This window comes from Vibrio sp. CCUG 15886 (assembly GCF_028570825.1).
GTDB lineage: Bacteria > Pseudomonadota > Gammaproteobacteria > Enterobacterales > Vibrionaceae > Vibrio > Vibrio vulnificus_B.
Genome location: NZ_JAQQBT010000002.1, coordinates 385,597 through 404,115, shown reverse-complemented (window position 1 = coordinate 404,115; position 18,519 = coordinate 385,597). Strand labels below are relative to the sequence as shown.

At 47.8% G+C, this 18,519-nt stretch carries 13 protein-coding genes; 4 read left to right on the top strand and 9 right to left on the bottom strand.

Annotation, left to right across the window (positions count from 1 at the left end):
• From PQQ36_RS08590 to fabB, 4 genes are all read right to left on the bottom strand, one after another.
• Positions 1–4,223 (bottom strand): FimV/HubP family polar landmark protein (locus tag PQQ36_RS08590; protein WP_273660734.1); only part of this gene is annotated, 4,223 nt, incomplete at its 3' end.
• A gap of 213 nt (positions 4,224–4,436) precedes the next feature.
• Positions 4,437–5,450: an aspartate-semialdehyde dehydrogenase gene (locus PQQ36_RS08585; protein ID WP_011079887.1), complete on the bottom strand. Its 1,014-nt coding sequence runs from the start codon at positions 5,448–5,450 to the stop codon at positions 4,437–4,439.
• The gene (locus PQQ36_RS08580) at positions 5,447–6,580 is read right to left on the bottom strand and encodes a 4-phosphoerythronate dehydrogenase (RefSeq protein WP_061059137.1); all 1,134 of its coding nucleotides are present in this window, start codon (positions 6,578–6,580) and stop codon (positions 5,447–5,449) included. The genes PQQ36_RS08585 and PQQ36_RS08580 overlap by 4 nt, the downstream gene beginning before the upstream one ends.
• Positions 6,581–6,823: 243 nt before the next feature.
• Positions 6,824–8,035: a beta-ketoacyl-ACP synthase I gene (fabB, locus tag PQQ36_RS08575; protein ID WP_011079885.1), complete on the bottom strand. Its 1,212-nt coding sequence runs from the start codon at positions 8,033–8,035 to the stop codon at positions 6,824–6,826.
• A 128-nt stretch (positions 8,036–8,163) separates the two neighbouring features.
• On the opposite strand from fabB, the gene mnmC reads away from it, so the two are divergent.
• Positions 8,164–10,182 carry a bifunctional tRNA (5-methylaminomethyl-2-thiouridine)(34)-methyltransferase MnmD/FAD-dependent 5-carboxymethylaminomethyl-2-thiouridine(34) oxidoreductase MnmC gene (mnmC, locus tag PQQ36_RS08570; protein ID WP_273660733.1) on the top strand — a complete coding sequence of 673 codons (2,019 nt, stop codon included), beginning with the start codon at positions 8,164–8,166 and terminating at the stop codon, positions 10,180–10,182.
• Positions 10,183–10,247: 65 nt separating this feature from the next.
• On the opposite strand, the gene PQQ36_RS08565 is transcribed toward mnmC, so the two are convergent.
• Complete coding sequence (locus PQQ36_RS08565) at positions 10,248–10,511, bottom strand: YfcL family protein (protein ID WP_011150887.1); 264 nt, start codon at positions 10,509–10,511, stop codon at positions 10,248–10,250.
• A 14-nt stretch (positions 10,512–10,525) separates the two neighbouring features.
• Positions 10,526–11,056, bottom strand: a complete 531-nt coding sequence (locus PQQ36_RS08560; protein WP_273660732.1) for an elongation factor P hydroxylase — start codon at positions 11,054–11,056, stop codon at positions 10,526–10,528.
• Between the two features lie 237 nt (positions 11,057–11,293).
• Between PQQ36_RS08560 and PQQ36_RS08555 the strand changes: the two genes are divergently transcribed.
• On the top strand, positions 11,294–11,917 hold the full coding sequence (locus PQQ36_RS08555) for a trimeric intracellular cation channel family protein (RefSeq protein WP_013571317.1): 624 nt from the start codon (positions 11,294–11,296) through the stop codon (positions 11,915–11,917).
• Positions 11,918–12,006: 89 nt separating this feature from the next.
• On the opposite strand, the gene aroC is transcribed toward PQQ36_RS08555, so the two are convergent.
• Together aroC and prmB are read right to left on the bottom strand one after the other, a co-directional pair.
• Positions 12,007–13,092 (bottom strand): chorismate synthase, encoded by a 1,086-nt coding sequence (aroC, locus tag PQQ36_RS08550; RefSeq protein WP_011150889.1) that lies wholly within the window; start codon positions 13,090–13,092, stop codon positions 12,007–12,009.
• Positions 13,093–13,291: 199 nt separating this feature from the next.
• The gene (gene prmB / locus PQQ36_RS08545) at positions 13,292–14,224 is read right to left on the bottom strand and encodes a 50S ribosomal protein L3 N(5)-glutamine methyltransferase (RefSeq protein ID WP_273660731.1); all 933 of its coding nucleotides are present in this window, start codon (positions 14,222–14,224) and stop codon (positions 13,292–13,294) included.
• 59 nt (positions 14,225–14,283) lie between these two features.
• Here prmB and smrB point away from each other — a divergent pair, with 59 nt between their 5' ends.
• Entirely contained in the window at positions 14,284–14,814 is a 531-nt protein-coding gene (smrB, locus tag PQQ36_RS08540) for an endonuclease SmrB (protein ID WP_011150890.1), read from the top strand.
• 82 nt (positions 14,815–14,896) lie between these two features.
• Here smrB and sixA read toward each other — a convergent pair whose 3' ends face one another.
• Positions 14,897–15,361 carry a phosphohistidine phosphatase SixA gene (gene sixA / locus PQQ36_RS08535; RefSeq protein WP_108694314.1) on the bottom strand — a complete coding sequence of 155 codons (465 nt, stop codon included), beginning with the start codon at positions 15,359–15,361 and terminating at the stop codon, positions 14,897–14,899.
• Between the two features lie 316 nt (positions 15,362–15,677).
• Between sixA and PQQ36_RS08530 the strand changes: the two genes are divergently transcribed.
• Positions 15,678–18,455: an insulinase family protein gene (locus tag PQQ36_RS08530; RefSeq protein WP_011079876.1), complete on the top strand. Its 2,778-nt coding sequence runs from the start codon at positions 15,678–15,680 to the stop codon at positions 18,453–18,455.
• Positions 18,456–18,519: the final 64 nt, after the last annotated feature.

Below are 18,519 nucleotides of genomic sequence, written 5' to 3'. Positions count from 1 at the left end.
TCTTCCACAACCGGAGCATCGTAAGAAGGTTCATCTGCCATCGCAGCCAGTGCTTCGTCTTCGCCAAACTCTGGCAGCTCTAGCCCGTCAACATCGAACGCATCGTCCGTTATTTCGGCTTGAACTTGCTCTTCTGCACTTTCTACGTTGTTAGTTGCCGCTTCGCTTGGCTCAAGCACTTCATCTAGCGCGGACTCTTCACTTGTGATGTCGGATTCAACGGCTGGCTCTTCCGTTGCAAACGCGTCCTCTTCCACAACCGGAGCATCGTAAGAAGGCTCATCTGCCATCGCGGCCAGTGCTTCGTCTTCGCCAAACTCTGGCAGTTCTAGTTCGTCAAAGTCAACCTCATCAGCAAGGTCGATTTCCCCCTCTTCAACAGGCTCATCTAATTCAAAGTCTGCGAGTGATGGTTCATCTGCCATTGCAGACAGTGCGTCTTCTTCACCGAATTCCGGTAGTTCATTCTCATCAAACTCAATGTCGTCGAGATCGGTCACCGCGCTTTCAGCTTGCTCTAGTAACTCCGTTTCGTCGATTGGTGGCGTCGCCAAATCCGACTCAGACAATTCGACCTCAGAAAGCATCGGCTCCTCTTCAAGAGAGGCTAACGCTTCTTCTTCGCCAAACTCAGGGAAATCCAGTTCGTCAAGATCAATGTCTTCAAGCTCACTCTCAAGAGAAGGTTCTGCAAAACCAGGCTCATCGGCTAGCACAGCCAACTCGTCATCTTCGCCAAATTCGTTAAGCGCTAACTCATCCAAGCCGATCGCATCTTCACCGAGCACCGCATTGGCTTCTTGTACTGACTCATCAGCTAAGGCTTCCAAAGCATCGTCTTCATCGAATTCCAACAGTTCTAAGTCATCGAGACTGTCGTCCTGTTCTGCCGTCGATTCAGCCTCTACCAATCCTGCTAGCGATTCTTCTTGTTGTGTTTGTGGCAGTTCGCTGTCGGTTGCTAGACCATCAAAAAGAGTCTCTGCCTCTGCCCAATCTTCTTCGATAGGAGTGCCAAACTCATTTGGCACTGCATTTGGTGTCGGCGTTTCATGAACAGGCTCTTCTAACGGCATCTCCGCAGAAGGAGCCTCGAGCGCTTGAGCATCCTCAATGTCCTGCGCCAACAACGCTTCTGCGTCAGTTGAAACAGGCTCTGCGATGTCATCAACAAGATCCACCAGCTCATCGTCTTGAGCTGGTGTGTCATCGAGCTCTGAAAGCATGGCGTCATCAGGATGCCCATCTAACGTTTCTTCAGTAACCTCTGTCGCCAAAGAAGTCGATGCAATGCGCTCATCTGAATCGACCTCATGCAGCTCTGAATCAATCTGTGGTGATTCAACTTCATCAATCGCACTTTGTAGCCAGTCTTCTTCCTGTGGCTCTTGTGATTCCTCAACATCAAGCTCAGGTGCCGTTGTCGCTATCTCATGGTCAGAAAGCAGTTCTTGCTCTGCGGTTTCCGTCTGCGTTGTAGGCTCATACTCATCGATTGACTGACGTGGGCTTTCTACTTCATCAATGGCGGCTTGCAACCAGTCATCATTTTGGTCATCTAGGTCATCTTGAGCATCGATGTCATCGACATCACCAGTTTCTCCCTCTTCCCCTGGCAGATCGGCAAGCAGCTCTGTAGATAAGACAGACTCAGACGGCGCCGCCTCTTCAAGCAGTGATTCTGTTGAATCGTCCAGCGACTCTTGTAGGTTCTGGGGATCGGTATTCAGTTCTGCTTCAGCGGTGCTGACTTCTTCAATATCCTCTGGGAATGCATCTAGCAGTGGATCAAGCGTCGGCGCAACGTTAGCCAAATCTTCAGCAAAATGGCTGCTATTGAATTCTGTTGGTTCAAATTCATCGTCAGCCATTGGGCTATCGATGGACTCAACAAGTTCTTCGACCTCTGCCGTCGGTTCATCTTGCTTAGGCGACGCTTCCTCGAGAGGGAGAACGTCATCCAATAGATCATCAATGGCAGTGTTGTCTACCAAGTCACCTTCTGCATTCCCCTCTTCAATCGCAGGTTCAGAAACGGACAGTTCAACAAAGTCTTCTGATGAATCTAATGCCGCATCCAGTTCTGCGGCAAAATCGAACGGCTCTGCGGCATCGTCCTCTTGAGCTTTGTCGCTCTCATCTAAGCCAATCAGTTCGTCAAAGAGATCGCTTTCCTCTGCCGTTGCCAGCTCTTCTTCTGGCCATTCAAGCGACTCATCACTCTCTGGTGCACTTTCCAGTAATTCATCGAGCAGATCGGTGCTGTTTTCATCCAGCTCAGGCACAACCTCATCTTGACCAAAGGCCGCGAGTTCCTCTAACTCACTGAGCGGATCAAACTCATCAAGTGATTCTTCTTCGTCCGCTTCGAGTAGCTCATCAAGCAGCTCTGTGTCTGTTGGCGATACCTCAATCTCATCGTCACTTAGACCCGCCAGAGCTTCGAGCTCATCAAGAGGATCGAGGCTCACTTCATCATCTGAAGCCTGTTCCAACATCTCATCTAACAATGAGGTGGATAAGTCGTCTTGCGTGTCGTCAGCACCAGACTCTAATAGTGACTCTAATTCGTCTAGGCTGCTTTGCGTTTCCAGTTCTGATTCATCGATGACTGGCTCATCAAACTGGGCCAGTAGCTGATCAATATCTTCATCTGATGCCATCGTTCCAGACATTGCATCAGACATCTGTTTGTTTTCAGTTGGTGCAGCCGCGCTATCTTCATCTAAACCTAAATCAAATTCGTCAACTTCATCATCGTCACCCAAGTTGGAGAACAGATCATCAAGCATTGACTGGTCAAGGGCTGAATCACCTAGGTCTTCCGTCGGTTCATCGGACGCCAGCAATTCCGCTAAGTCATCTTCTGACATGCCGACGTTTTCACCAGAAAGATCAAAGTCACTCTCTTCGTCGTCAGTGATTTCTAGCTCTGGGCTGACTTCATCCAGCGCACGCTCCATCTCTTCAAGACCCAGCGCTTTGTCAGAACCTTTAACACTGATGCCGTTGTTTGATGAGTCAAAGTCGTCGAAGTCAGTATCCAGATCGCCGTCATCACCGATGCTAGCAAATGGGTCTTCACCATCTTCGCCTTCAAGATTGAAATCGAGATCACTGTCGTCAAGATCACCAAAGACGTCGTTTTCGTCGTCTCCCATAGTGTCATCAAACAGCAACTCGCTATTGTCATCGCTGTCGCTGAAGAGGTCATCATCGAGGGTGAGATCATCGGTCAGATCGTCCAGATCCGAATCTGACATTGGCGGTGGTGTTAATGGCGCTTCAGTTTGTGTTTCACTTGCACTTGGTTCCGCTTCTTTGCGGCGCCCCAGTAGCATCACAATCAAAAGGCCGATCAATGCCCCAGGAATCAGGGCAGCGGCAGCCACCATCCAGCCATTTGATAAGAATTGATCAAACGCCGATGGTTGCATGCGTTGCTGTTCTTCAAGCTTCGCCTTTTCTTCTGCGAGTAACTTCTCGACTTCGGAACGGATACGGTTTTCATCACCCAGCTCCGTTTTCAATCCATCCACTTCGGACTGAACTTCCGCCAACATCAAACGCAAATTGTGGTTCTTTTCTTCCAGTGCGGTTAATTCGCTTTCAGACATCTCGAGCTGTTTCTCAAGCGTTTTCACTTGAGGGACCTCTGGAGCCTTCACTGGTGTAGTGTCGACTGGGGACTCCACCTTCACCGTTTCGCTCACTGCTTGGGCTGGTGTCGCTGGCGTTACCTTGACCGGGCGAGTAACTGGCGTTGGCGCAATAGGACGAGAAGTCGCGTTGAGCTTATCCTGATGTGCTTTCATCACCGTAACCGCTTGATCGGTTGAGGCGCTGCGGACTTGAGCAAGCGACGGTACACGTAAGGTACTACCAGGCACTAAACTGTGAATATTTTGGTTTTCAAACGCCTGCGGGTTTAATCGGTAAATGGCTAAGAGAGTTTGTTGTACCGAGACGTTATTTGCGGGGCGTAATTTGCTGGCGATTGACCACAAGGTTTCGTTTGCACTTGTTGGGCCATAGAAACGAGAAGGTTCATCGGAAACAGGCAGTGGCGAGTTGGCACGCTCAACTTGTTCTGAAAAACTTGGCGATGATTGCACTTCACCAGTAGGACCGACTAATCGAATGCCGTCCGCTTGTGAAACTGATGTCGGTAGCGCAGTCATTAGCAATAAAGGGGCTAACAGGCGCTTAAAAATTTGACGCATAGAAGGCTCAGCTCTGTGCTTAGTTATAATTTAAATCATGATCTGTTAAATATATCGGATAACCACGGCAAAACTATAGGAATTAAGCCAAAAAATGTGGGTCTGACATGATATTCGTACTAATCTCACACAATTGCTCTCTAATCGAACAAAAAAGCCTCGCACATGGCGAGGCTTGAGTATTCTTAAGGCTTGAAGCCGAGTGTTTCGAGATCAGTAGTAGTCGCGAATCAACACTTCTGCGATTTGAACAGCATTGGTTGCGGCACCTTTACGCACGTTATCAGCCACGATCCACAAGTTCACGCCACTGTGATGGCTGATGTCGTTACGGATGCGACCAACCATCACATGGTTTTTACCACCGGCATCGCGAACTTGGGTTGGGAAGTCTTCACCATGGAATACTTCAACGCCCTCGGTTTCTTCCAGTAGACGAACCACTTCTTCTGCATCAATCGGTGAACCCGTTTCGATATGAACCGCTTCAGCGTGACCATAGAAAACCGGGACGCGCACGCACGTTGGGTTAACGGTAATCGACGCATCATTAAAGATTTTCTGCGTTTCCCACACCATTTTCATCTCTTCTTTGGTGTAGCCGTTATCCATGAATTTGTCGATTTGTGGAATACAGTTAAACGCAATTTGCTGAGAAAACTGTTTGTTTTCCGCCGGAATACCGTTTAAGAGTTTCGCGGTTTGTCCCGCTAGCTCATCAATACCTGCCTTGCCCGCACCAGAAACCGACTGATATGTACAAACGTTAATGCGCTCAATACCTACTGCATCGTAGATTGGCTTAAGTGCCACCAGCATCTGGATGGTTGAACAGTTAGGATTGGCAATGATATTGCGGTTACGGAATTCAGCAATGGCTTCTGGGTTAACTTCTGGAACCACCAATGGAATATCGTACTCATAACGGAAATGTGACGTGTTGTCGATCACGACTACACCAGCCTCTGCTGCGATAGGCGCCCATTTTGCAGAAAGATCACCGCCAGCAGAGAACAGACCGATGTGCGCTTGCGACCAGTCAAACTCTTCAACATTTTGCACGTAAATTGTTTTACCGTTGAAACGGTAAGTCTTACCTTCACTGCGCTCACTGGCTAGCAAGTACAACTCACCGACAGGAAATTTGCGCTCTTGAAGCACTTCAAGAATGGTTTCACCGACCGCTCCGGTCGCCCCTAAAATGGCAACATTGTATTGTTGGCTCATTGACTTACCTCAACTTGAAAACCTAGTTTTGCTAGTGGTTTTAGACGACATTGCGCGCTTCCCACTAGCGTGACTGCACTGTATTCACGACGATCCCAATACTCTTTGCGCATTAGGTCAAACGCACCTGGCGCACCGATTTCACGTCGGAATTGTGCGTCATCTCTACGCACATCGTAGACCAATTGCGTCAGGGTATGGAGCGTTGCTTCATCCCACTTGCGATCCAGTACCACTTTTGGCACAGGCGCAGTTGGCAAGAGGTCGCTGGCATGCGCACGAAGTTCATTACCGATGAACTCACAATAACTATTGAAGATCATTGTGGTTCCGCGAGCTTTCCCCTCAAGACCATAACCAGCCACGTGAGGGGTGGCGAATGCTAACAGAGGCAGTAGCTCCATATCAACCTCTGGCTCAAATTCAAACACGTCAAGTGCCGCCGTAAAGCCATCAGCTTGTTGCAGACGATGCTTAAGCGCTTGATTATCGACCACAGGACCACGTGCAGCGTTAATCAAAATTTGATCCGCACGCAATGAGTTTAGAATTTCTTCGTTGATCAGGTGATGTGTCGGATATTTACCGTCGCGTGTGATTGGCGTGTGTAAGGTGATGACATCCGCTTCTTGCAACAAACGATCCAGCGAGGTGAACTCACGTTCGTCCCCTTCTTCTTGCTTAAAAGGGTCATTAATCAGTACTTTAATGCCGATGCCTTCCAAACATTGCTGTAAGTAACTGCCAACTTGTCCAGCACCAATTATGCCAACGGTTTGTTCAAAAACCGAAAAACCTTGCTGCTGTGCCAGTACCATCATGACACTAAAGACATACTCGGCGACACCCACTTTGTTGCAGCCTGGAGCCGCGGTAAAGTAAATGCCCTTTTCTTTCAATAGCGCTTGGTCAACGTGATCCATGCCTGCTGTTGCGGTACCGACAAACTTCAGTTTGTTGGCTTTGCTGATCAATGCAGCGTTCACTTTCGTCACTGAGCGAATCATCAGTGCATCAATATCCACCAAGTCGTCAGCCGTCAAACTGCGGCCCGGCTTCAAAATCACTTCACCAAGCTGGCTAAACAGCGTCTCGGCGTAAGGCATGTTTTCATCAACAAGAATTTTCATCGTGGCAAATCCCAGATCCATATTGGAAAGTTGCAGTGATTGTGCCCTTTTTCATAAAAATCTCAACACATTCACCGACAAACAAAAAGAAAAAACCCGGTACAAGACCGGGTAAAATTCCAGAACAAAAGGATCCTGTCCCGCTCTCCATGGGACAGAGTCTGCGTCTGTTCGATCAGTGGTACTGATCAAGCTCTGGAAACTGGTGACCGTGCTGCGATGCAACACGGCTGAGCTTTGCCATTAACCTTGGTATTTCTTAATCACCAAAGTCGCATTGGTACCACCGAAACCAAAGCTGTTCGACATCACTGTATTCAATTCTGCTTCACGCATTTCAGTCACAATATCAAGACCTTCAGCCGCTGCATCTAGGTTTTCGATATTGATGCTTGGCGCAATAAAGTTGTGGTGTAGCATCAGTGTTGAGTAAATCGCTTCGTGAACACCTGCGGCACCCAATGCGTGACCTGTCATCGCTTTGGTTGCTGAAATGGCAGGGCTGTTACCCGCGAAGACTTCTTGAATCGCACCCAATTCTTTCACATCGCCTACTGGCGTTGAAGTACCATGCGTGTTGATGTAGTCGATTTTCTCTACATCTTGCATCGCCATCTTCATACAACGCACAGCGCCTTCACCGGATGGTGCCACCATGTCGTAACCATCCGATGTCGCACCATAGCCGACGATCTCACCGTAAATTTTCGCGCCACGCGCTAAGGCGTGCTCAAGCTCTTCGATCACCAGCATGCCGCCGCCGCCAGAGATAACAAAACCATCACGGTCTGCATCGTAAGTACGAGACGCTTTTTCTGGCGTCTCATTGTATTTGGTTGACAGTGCGCCCATCGCATCGAACATCATAGTCAATGTCCAATCGAGTTCTTCACCACCACCTGCAAACACGATATCTTGTTTGCCAAGTTGAATAAGTTCCGCTGCGTGACCAATACAGTGTGCTGAAGTCGCACACGCTGAACTCATGGTGTAGTTCACACCGCGAATCTTAAATGGTGTTGCCAAACACGCAGAAACGGTTGATGACATGGTACGAGGCACCATGTAAGGACCGATACGTTTCACACCTTTTTCACGTAGCGTGTCGACTGCCGCCGCTTGGTTTAGTGATGAAGCACCACCAGAACCCGCAACGATACCTGTACGGTCGTTTGAAACTTGATCTTCTGTCAGGCCCGCATCCGCGATTGCCTGTTCCATCGATAGGTATGCATACGCAGCCGCATCGCCCATAAAGCGCATTTGTTTGCGATCGATATGGTCGGCAGGAGTAATTTTCAGATCGCCCCACACCTGAGAACGCAGGCCTTTCTCTTTGAATTGCTCAGACGAAGTGATACCTGATTTACCTGCTTTTAGAGAAGCAAGCACTTCTTCGACGTTGTTACCGATACTTGAAACAATACCCATACCGGTGATTACGACTCGTTTCATGTGACATTCCTATAATTCAAAATCCGCTAGATAATAACTAAGAAGCATAACAAAAGTGGTCAGCTTTCCCAGAAATTCGTACAATCGCCCTATTCTAACCGCGCTACATCACAGATTAACATCCTACTATGACATCCATTACCCATGCAGAACTCGGCTGGAATGAAGTCGGCACACCGGTTTCTGACCAATTTGATGACGTTTACTTCTCCAATGTGAACGGCCTAGAAGAAACGCGCTATGTGTTTCTTAAACAAAATCTTATTCCTGAAAGATGGCAAGAATTTGACCGCCGTCGTTTTGTGATTGGCGAAACGGGTTTTGGCACTGGGTTGAATTTCCTCGCGGTTTGGCAGGCGTTCAATGACTTTCGCCGTGCAAACCCTGACGCAGCACTCAAAGAGTTACATTTTGTCAGCTTTGAAAAGTTTCCCCTTAGCCAACAAGATTTGATCAAAGCGCATCAAGCTTGGCCTGAGTTGGCAGAACTCGCGGAAAAACTTCATCGTCATTATCCACCTGCCGTTCCAGAATGTCATCGCATTGTGCTGGACAATGGCGCCGTCACGCTTGATCTGTGGCTGGGCGATATTAAAGATTGCCTACCCTCGGTGCCTTACGGTGAAGAAGGCATCATCGACACTTGGTTCCTCGATGGGTTTGCTCCAAGTAAAAATCCCGAGATGTGGAATCAGGATCTTTTCAATGGCATGGCGAAACTGGCGAGATCTGAGTGTCGAGTGGCGACGTTTACCTCTGCGGGTTTTGTAAGACGAGGCTTGATTGAAGCGGGCTTTGCCATGAAAAAAGTGAAAGGCTTTGGCACCAAGCGAGAAATGATCGCAGGCTGCATGGAAACAAGACAACAACAAAGTCGCCACGCGCCTTACTTCAATCGCACCTCTGCATCTCATCTCGATTCTATTGCCATCATTGGCGGAGGGATTGCCAGCGCAGCCCTCGCAAAAGCCTTGGTTCAACGTGGGCAAAAAGTAACCCTCTATTGTAAACACGCCCAAGCGGCAGAAGGCGCATCGGGTAACCGACAAGGCGCAGTTTACCCTTTACTCAATGGTAGTCATGATGGCGTTTCACGCGTATTTGCCCCCGCGTTTTTGTTTGCTCGCCAGTTTGTAGAGCAAGCCGCACAAGCGCTCACCTTCGATCATGATTGGTGTGGCGTGACCCAGTTGATGTGGGATGAAAAATCAACCAATAAGTTGGACAAGATGCTCTCAGGGAACTTTGCACCCGAGTTGATTCAAAAGCTCTCCGTAGAAGAAACCGCAGCAAAAATTGGTTTGCCGATCGACATGGCATCGGTTCATTATCCACTTGGCGGCTGGCTATGCCCGGCAGAGCTAACCCAAGCCCTCTTTGCGCAATTGGGCACCCTCGACAACTTCACGGCCAAATTTGAGCAGAGTGTTGAACAACTCATCTGGGACGAAATGTCACAGCAATGGCAAGTCCATACTCAAGGCCAACACGATACTTATCGCGCTGTGGTAATTGCCAATGGTCATGAGTTCCAAACCTTCAACCAAACCGCTGACATTCCGCTTGGCCAAGTCAAAGGTCAAGTCAGCCATGCCCCTGCTACTGAGACGCTCTCTAAGCTCAAAAGTGTGCTTTGTTACGACGGCTACATGACTCCCGTCAACCCAAACAATCAGCATCTTTGCATTGGCGCGAGTTACGATCGCCGCCATTTGGATACTGAGTTTGATGCCAATGCGCAACAAGAGAATGCCGAGAAACTGACGCAATGTGTCCCAAACCAAGCGTGGGCAAAAGAAGTGGATACATCTGGCAATTTATCTCGCCAAGGGATCCGCTGTGTGAGTCGAGATCATCTGCCGTTTGTTGGCAATGTCGGCGACTTCTCGGCCATTAAGCGTCAATACGCCAATTTGCCGCACACTCAAGCAGAAGAGATTGAGGTAATTTCTCAGTTTCCGAACTTATTCTGCCTCCTTGGCCTTGGCTCTCGTGGCTTGAGCTCTGCCCCACTGATGGCTGAGTTGCTCGCCTCGCAAATCTGTAACGACCCGCTGCCTTTGCCTGTTGACGTGCTTGAAGAGTTACACCCAAGCCGCATGTGGGTAAGAAAACTGCGCAAAGGCAAAGCCATTACCGAGCTGTAAGTTGAAGATACGCACAAACAAAAACGCCTCGTTGTATTGACGAGGCGTTTTTATTGAAACAGAGGTTAAGCTTGCGCTTGGAGCTCTTGCCACAAGTCGCTGACGATGATGCGATCTGCTGGCGCAAGTTCTGAGCGAGCATTCTCTAAACTCTGCTCAATGCGCGATTTCAGTTCCGTCACATCGTTTACGCCATCGTCTTCGCAAGACGCAGCAGAGAGCGAAATATGGCCACGCAAATAACCACCTGCAAACAGTTCATCTTCTGATGCCGTTTCAATACGTGCATCAATCAGTTCCAACAGTTTTTCTTCAAATTCAATAATCATGGATAATCTCGTGGTTACTTAACGATGAAATCGCCTACTTCTAAGGGTTTTACTTGATAAAAATTCCGCAATGCGTCGGAAAGCATCTGCACACGAGGGGGGAACCCCGCCTCAAATATCGACAGAACTTCCTGATGCACTTTCTGCATAAAGCCCAAACGGTCAGGCTCGAAATCGCCGTGTAGGTTGTCACAACTTACATTAAAAGGAAAGCCTGCGCTGAGTGCCAAAATCCATTCGTACGCTTGTGGGCGAATTTCAACTTTTTCAAACTCGGCTTGCACCTCAGCCGTTCTTCCATCGGGTTCATACCAATAACCAAAGTCTTCGAGGAGTCGGCGCTCTGGTCCAGCCACGCACCAATGGGCTATTTCGTGTAATGCAGAGGCATAAAAACCACGAGCAAAAATAATTCGATGATAGGGAACTGAGGTATCCGCGGGTAAATAAATTGGCTCATCGCCACCCAACTCTAACTTGGTGTTGAATGACTTAGAAAAGGTCTGATTAAAAATGGTGATGAGGTCTTGATAATGGTGACTCATGGTTCGATCTGTACTTCTTTTGACTTGCGCTGCGCATTGTCGCTCTTTTTTAGAATGAGGTAAACGATTGTTCCAAAACACAGCGCAATTTGAATTAGCTCACCTTATTTGAAAGCGTGCTTTCCCCTACTATTTCTCATTCGTCAACCCAATCATTTGTGACTAAACTCACGCCTTATTTGTTATTCCACCCTTTGTATATATGACGCAAAGGAAGTGTTACTAGAGCGTTTCAACATGTTGTTAAGTGTTTTGTATGTCATTGGCATCACGGCAGAAGCCATGACAGGTGCGCTAAGCGCCGGACGCAGAAAAATGGATTGGTTTGGTGTAATGTTGGTGGCCAGCGCAACAGCCATTGGCGGTGGTACGGTACGAGACATCCTACTAGGACACTACCCACTTGGTTGGGTAAAAAATCCAGAGTTTCTTGCTATCACTTGTGTGGCGGGCATCTTAACAACGGGGCTTGCCAAGTGGGTGATCAAACTCAAAGGCTTGTTTATCCGCCTTGATGCCCTCGGCCTCATCGTATTTAGCATTATTGGTACTAAAATTGCGCTGCAGATGGGCTTACATCCGGGCATTTGTATGGTTTCAGCTCTAGTGACTGGTGTTTTTGGTGGTTTACTGCGCGATCTCATCTGTCGTCAAACACCATTGGTATTGCATGAAGAGCTTTACGCATCCATTGCGCTTTTGGCATCGGGTCTTTACCTGACATTGTTGGCATTTGAAATCCCAGACGTCACGGCCACTATCGTCACACTCGTGGTAGGTTATGTGCTGCGCATGGCGGCAGTCCGATTTAAATGGCGCTTACCGTCATTCCACTTGGACTCTGAAGAAGCCGTGCATTAAGACACGAAATCTCATATTAACCCATATAAAAAGGGTGGCCCTGATGGCCACCCTTTTTGTTTATATTTCAATAACTTTAAACTAGAGAACTAGATTTTTGGCGTTTGCGTGCTGACGCCATGATTTTGTCCACGATGACGCAGTAAGTGGTCCATTACCACAATCGCCAACATGGCTTCAGCGATGGGCACAGCGCGAATGCCAACACAAGGATCGTGACGACCTTTGGTAATGAGCTGTGTAGATTCACCATCCACGTTGATGGTGTCCCCTGGCACTGTGATGCTTGAGGTTGGTTTTAACGCAATATTGGCAACGATGTCTTGTCCGGTTGAGATACCACCTAAGATACCACCAGCATGGTTACTGCCAAAACCCTGAGGAGAAAGCGTGTCACGGTGCTGACTGCCTTTTTGGCTCACGACATCAAAGCCATCACCAATCTCCACGCCTTTCACCGCATTGATGCTCATCAAAGCATGAGCAATATCCGCATCAAGACGGTCAAACACGGGCTCACCTAAACCAACAGGAACATTCGTCGCCACCACTTGAATCTTGGCACCGATCGAATCGCCTTCTTTTTTCAAGTCTCGGATCAGTTGATCAAAAGCCTCAACTTTGTCGACGTCAGGGCAGAAAAATGGGTTGTTCTCAATTTCGTTCCAATCCACTTTATCAATCGCAACGTCGCCCATTTGTGAAAGATAAGCGCGGATCTCAACGCCAAATTCTTGCTTGAGGTATTTCTTCGCAATCGCTCCAGCAGCCACTCGCATGGCGGTTTCGCGTGCCGAAGAACGACCACCACCGCGGTAATCACGAATCCCATATTTTTGGTGATAAGTGTAATCAGCATGACCCGGACGAAATTTATCTTTGATGTCTGAGTAATCTTTCGAGCGTTGGTCGGTATTTTCAATCAACAAACCAATCGATGTGCCTGTTGTTTTCCCTTCAAACACCCCTGAAAGAATTTTCACTTCATCCGGCTCGCGGCGTTGGGTGGTGTAACGTGATGTACCTGGGCGTCGGCGATCCAGATCGGTCTGCAGATCTGCTTCACTAATTTCAAGCCCTGGAGGACATCCATCCACAATACATCCCAGTGCGATACCGTGACTTTCTCCGAACGTGGTTACTCGGAAATGTTGTCCGATACTGTTTCCTGCCATTACTTCCTCAAATATTGTTAGCGCTGTAAACCAGGCTATACATTTCAATTCTTCGTGATTTCATAGTGGCGCTATTGTGTTTTGATGTAAACCCCTAAAACGATCAATTTTGTCTTTTTCGGTCATCTCGAAAAAAAACGCCCGCTTAAATCATTAAAGCGGGCGTTTTCTCAAAAAGTGTCAGCAAAGGGGTTAATGCTTAGTCTTTGTATAGACGGAAATCCTCAGCACACTCCAACAACTGTTCGCGCGTTAGCAAGAAGACACCGTGGCCGCCGTTTTCAAATTCAAGCCAAGTGAATGGAATATGTGGATATTGCTCCATCATGTGTACCATTGAGTTGCCCACCTCACAGACCAAAATACCTTTCTCTGTTAGGTAATCCGGTGCATTCGCCAAAATACGGCGCACGAGTTTAAGACCATCCGTTCCAGCGGCAAGACCTAATGCAGGCTCATGAGTGAACTCAGTTGGTAGGCTATTCATGTCTTCTTCATCCACGTATGGTGGATTGGTCACGATGATGTTGTATTGCTCTTTTGGCAAATCACGGAATAGATCGGAACGAATAGGGAAAACTTGCTGCTCCATGCCGTGGTCTTGAATGTTTTGCTCGGCTACCGCGAGTGCGTCTACCGAGATATCAATGGCATCCACTTCAGCTTCAGGGAAAGCATGAGCACAGGCAATTGCAATACAGCCACTGCCCGTACACAGATCCATAATGCGCACTGGCTCTTCGATTAACCATGGTTCAAATTGTGCTTGGATAAGTTCACCAATTGGCGAACGTGGCACAAGTACGCGCTCATCAACGAAGAACTCTAAACCACAGAACCAAGCTTTGTTGGTCAGGTAAGCGGTTGGCGTACGTTCGTTGATACGCTTAACCACACGCTCAACAATGCGTAAACGCTCGCTACTGGTCAAACGTGAGTTCAATACATGCGGAGGCACATCAATCGGTAAATAGAGCGTAGGAAGGATTAGCTGAATCGCTTCATCCCAAGCATTATCAGTGCCGTGACCGTAAAACAAATTGGCGGCATTAAAGCGGCTCACTGTCCAACGAATCATATCTTGAAGAGAATGAAGCTCAGAAACTGCCTCTTCTACAAAAATCTTATCCAAAATTGCCTCCGAAAAGCGCTACAATACTGCCAATGATGTAAATATTTAGTGTTAAACCCATGAGTAACAAAGACAACGACCTTGACGACGATTTCTCATTATTCCGGGAAGCAGTACAGGGCATAAAAAAGTTGCCTCAGGATACCATAGTCCAGCAACCAAACAGAAATACTAAACAAAAAGAAATCAAGCGTATTAGCCGTGAAGCCAGTGACTCTGAATTCTATTTCTCAGACGAGTTTGTTCCTCTTTTAAGCGAAGAAGGGCCGACCCGTTACGCACGTGACGATGTATCCACCTATGAAGTCAAACGCCTACGACGCGGGGTGTATGTCCCCGATGTGTTTCTTGATATGCACGGGATGACACAACAAGAAGCGAAGCGTGAACTTGGCGCAATGATCGCGTACTGTGTGAAAAATGAAGTGCATTGTGCTTGCGTGCAGCACGGTATCGGGAAGCACATTCTCAAGCAAAAAACGCCACTGTGGCTCGCGCAGCATCCAGATGTGCTGGCTTTCCACCAAGCACCACTTGAATTTGGCGGAGATGGCGCTCTGCTTGTTCTGCTCTCAATCCCTGAGAAATAAAACCGCTCTCACGTCTGCAGGTGACTCTCTCCTGCAGCGTCCTTCTTTCCGTTATCGTGCTCTAACCACTATTGGGCTCTAACTACGGTCTTAAACTAAAACGGATTTCGCCACGATGCTGGCTCGGTTCAAACTCCACGCACACCATGCCGGATGTCGGGAACATCGGCGCAGACATGTCTTTGACAAATTCCGCCGTCAAATAGCCCACCAAAGGAAGGTGTGAAACCAGCAGAATCTGCTCTGGCTGCTCGACTTCAATCAGCGCGCACAGGTAATCATAAACTTGCTCAGACTGCCCATAAGGGGTGATGTCTTCACAGATTTCCACTGCGTCGGCTTGAAAATAGCCACTGATTTCTTGCCAAGTTTGTTGCGCTCGAAGGTAAGGGCTAACAAGAACCTTATCAAAATGTGTGATGCCATGTTCGGCACAAGCTTTCGCTACGGTATCCGATTCTAGACGACCACGAGTGGTTAAGGCTCGTTGTGCATCACTGTCGGCGAAATGTTCCGCTTCACCGTGACGCATAATTAGTACTTTCATGTAATATCCTTGGACTCAATTCGGATCATTATCATTTGACGCGTTTAGGCGCTTGCATTCTTCTTTGCATTTTTCGATCCGCTTTGCGCTGCCATCACAGCACAATGACGAGTATTTATTTGATGATCTTATTCGACTCAGCCGCGACAATTATATCAATTCACTTGCTAAAGACTTCGACTTTCTTAACAATCTGTTAAAGAGAGGTACGCAAAGCGTTATCAATCTCAATATTCGCCATGGAAATACCACAGAGAATTTGCACCCGCTCTTTTCAGGTTCATAATAACAATATTGACATTTTCGGAGACGCAACGTGCACTTAAGTCCAAATGACACTCATCACTATCGTTACTTGACGCTCGATAACCAGTTGAGAGTTTTGCTGATCAGCTCCGAAGACGCCACCAAATCAGCTGCGGCTCTTGCGGTCAATGTCGGGCATTTTGATGATCCTATCGAACGAGAAGGCCTTGCCCATTATCTTGAACACATGCTGTTTTTGGGGACGGAAAAATACCCTAAAGTAGGCGATTTTCAAAGCTATATTAACCAGCATGGCGGCAGCAATAATGCTTGGACAGGGACTGAGCATACTTGTTTCTTTTTTGACGTCAGCGCCAATGTTTTTGAAAAAGCGCTAGACCGATTTAGTCAGTTTTTTGTCGCGCCTTTGTTTAACGAAGAGGCTCTGGATAAAGAGCGCCAAGCGGTTGAATCGGAATATCGTCTGAAATTGAACGACGACTCAAGACGCTTCTATCAAGTTAATAAGGAAGTGGTTAATCCGAATCATCCTTTTGCAAAATTTTCCGTCGGTAACTTGGAGACACTCAACGACAGAGGTGGCGTTTCCATTCGCCAAGAGATCGTAGACTTCTATCGCACTCATTATTCATCCGATTTAATGACCTTGACCATCTATGGACCGCAAAGTCTTGATCAGCTGCAAACGTGGACAGAAGAAAAGTTCGGCCCTATCGCCAACAACCATTTAGCGGGTAAATCGATAGAGGCCCCCATCAGTGATGAAAACAGCACTGGCATTTTGGTGAACATTGAGCCGCTCAAAGAGATACGTAAGCTCATTATGACATTCCCGCTGCCAGGCATGGATCATCACTACTCAACCAAACCGCTTTCCTACTTTGCCCATCTGCTTGGATATGAGGGTGAAGGCAGTTTGATGCTCAAACTGAAAAACAAAAACTGGGTGACCTCCCTCTCAGCGGGCGGTGGTGCTGCTGGCAGTAATTACCGTGATTTCACCGTGAGTTGTACTTTGACGAAAGACGGGCTCGCCCATACCGACGAGATTATTCAAGCTGTCTTCCAGTACATTCGTTTGATCAAAGCAGAAGGGCTTGAAGAGTGGCGATACAAAGAGAAGCAAGCGGTACTTGAATCTGCGTTTCGCTTCCAAGAGCCCTCTCGACCACTCGACATGGTCAGTCATTTGGTGATTAACATGCAGCATTACGCTGCGGAAGACACCATCTATGGCGATTATAAAATGGCGAAGTACGATGAGACGCTACTGCGCTCTTTGTTTGACTATTTTACCGTTGAGAATCTGCGTGTGACGTTGATTGCGAAAGGCTTTGAGGCAGACAAAGAAGCGGCATGGTACTTCACCCCATACCGTGTCACGCCATTTAGCGACGAGCAAAAACAAAACTATGCGCAAATTAACCCAGGTTGGGGGTTTGAGCTTCCAGCGCGCAACCCATTTATCTGTTACGAACTGGATCCCAACCCGCTCGAAGCGGATGAAACCCTGCCACAGTTGATTGAAGATCTTGAAGGGTTCCGTCTCTGGCACCTACAGGACACCGAATTTAAAGTACCTAAAGGGGTGCTTTACGTGGCGATAGACAGCCCACACGCGGTTTCTTCTGCGAAGAATATTGTCAAAACCCGCCTGTGCGTTGAGATGTTCCTCGACTCGTTGGCCAAAGAAACTTATCAGGCCGAAATCGCTGGAATGGGGTACAACATGTACGCTCACCAAGGCGGCGTCACCCTAACGCTCTCAGGTTTCTCACAAAAACTGCCACAACTGCTTGAGATGATCCTCAAGCGCTTTGCAACGCGAGATTTCAGCCCGATTCGATTTGACAACATCAAAAAACAATTGCTTCGCAGTTGGCGAAATTCGGCGCAAGATCGTCCTATTTCTCAACTATTTAATGCAATGACAGGCATTTTACAGCCAAACAACCCTCCCTTTTCCAAACTCATTGAAGCCTTACAAGAGATTGAAGTGGAAGAGTTGGCCGAGTTCGTCGATGCCATTCTTGCTGAGCTGCATGTGGAGATGTTTGTCTACGGCGATTGGCAGCGTCAACAAGCGCATGATATGGCCACGACACTGAAAAATGCCTTGAGAGTGAAAGAGCAGCGCTACGAAGAAGCCTTACGTCCACTGATTATGCTTGGTGCAAATGGCAGCTTCCAACGAGAAGTGGAATGTGGCCAGCAGGACTCTGCTGTGGTGATTTATCATCAATGTGAAGACACTTCACCTCACAGCATCGCACTTTACTCTTTGGCAAATCACTTGATGTCTGCAACCTTTTTCCACGAAATTCGCACCAAACAGCAACTTGGTTACATGGTGGGAACCGGCAACATGCCATTAAACAAACACCCCGGTATCGTGCTGTATGTGCAATCGCCAAACTCAGCACCAGCGGAATTAGTGCGCTCGATCGATGAATTTTTGAATGCGTTTTACATGGTGTTGCTAGAGCTCAATGAATATCAATGGCACAGCAGTAAGCGCGGGCTCTGGAACCAAATCTCAGCTCCAGACACCACCTTACGCAGCAGAGCGCAGCGTTTGTGGGTTGCCATCGGCAATAAAGACACTGAGTTCAATCAGCGCGAGAAAGTGCTCGAGGAGCTGAAAAATTTAACTCGTGCCGACATGATCCGCTTTGTGGTAAATGAACTCAAACCAAGAACAGCGAATCGTTTAGTGATGCATACCCAAGGTATCGCCCACGCCGATGCACCGAAAATTCACCTTGGTCAGGAAATTGGCTCTATTGAAGAGTTTCAGTTAAGGCCAAAAGATGTCGGCCTCGGTTAGCACTCAATCTGGGTTAGATATTGAGCAAAGTAACAAGCAGGCAGACAAAGAAGCAAACAAAACA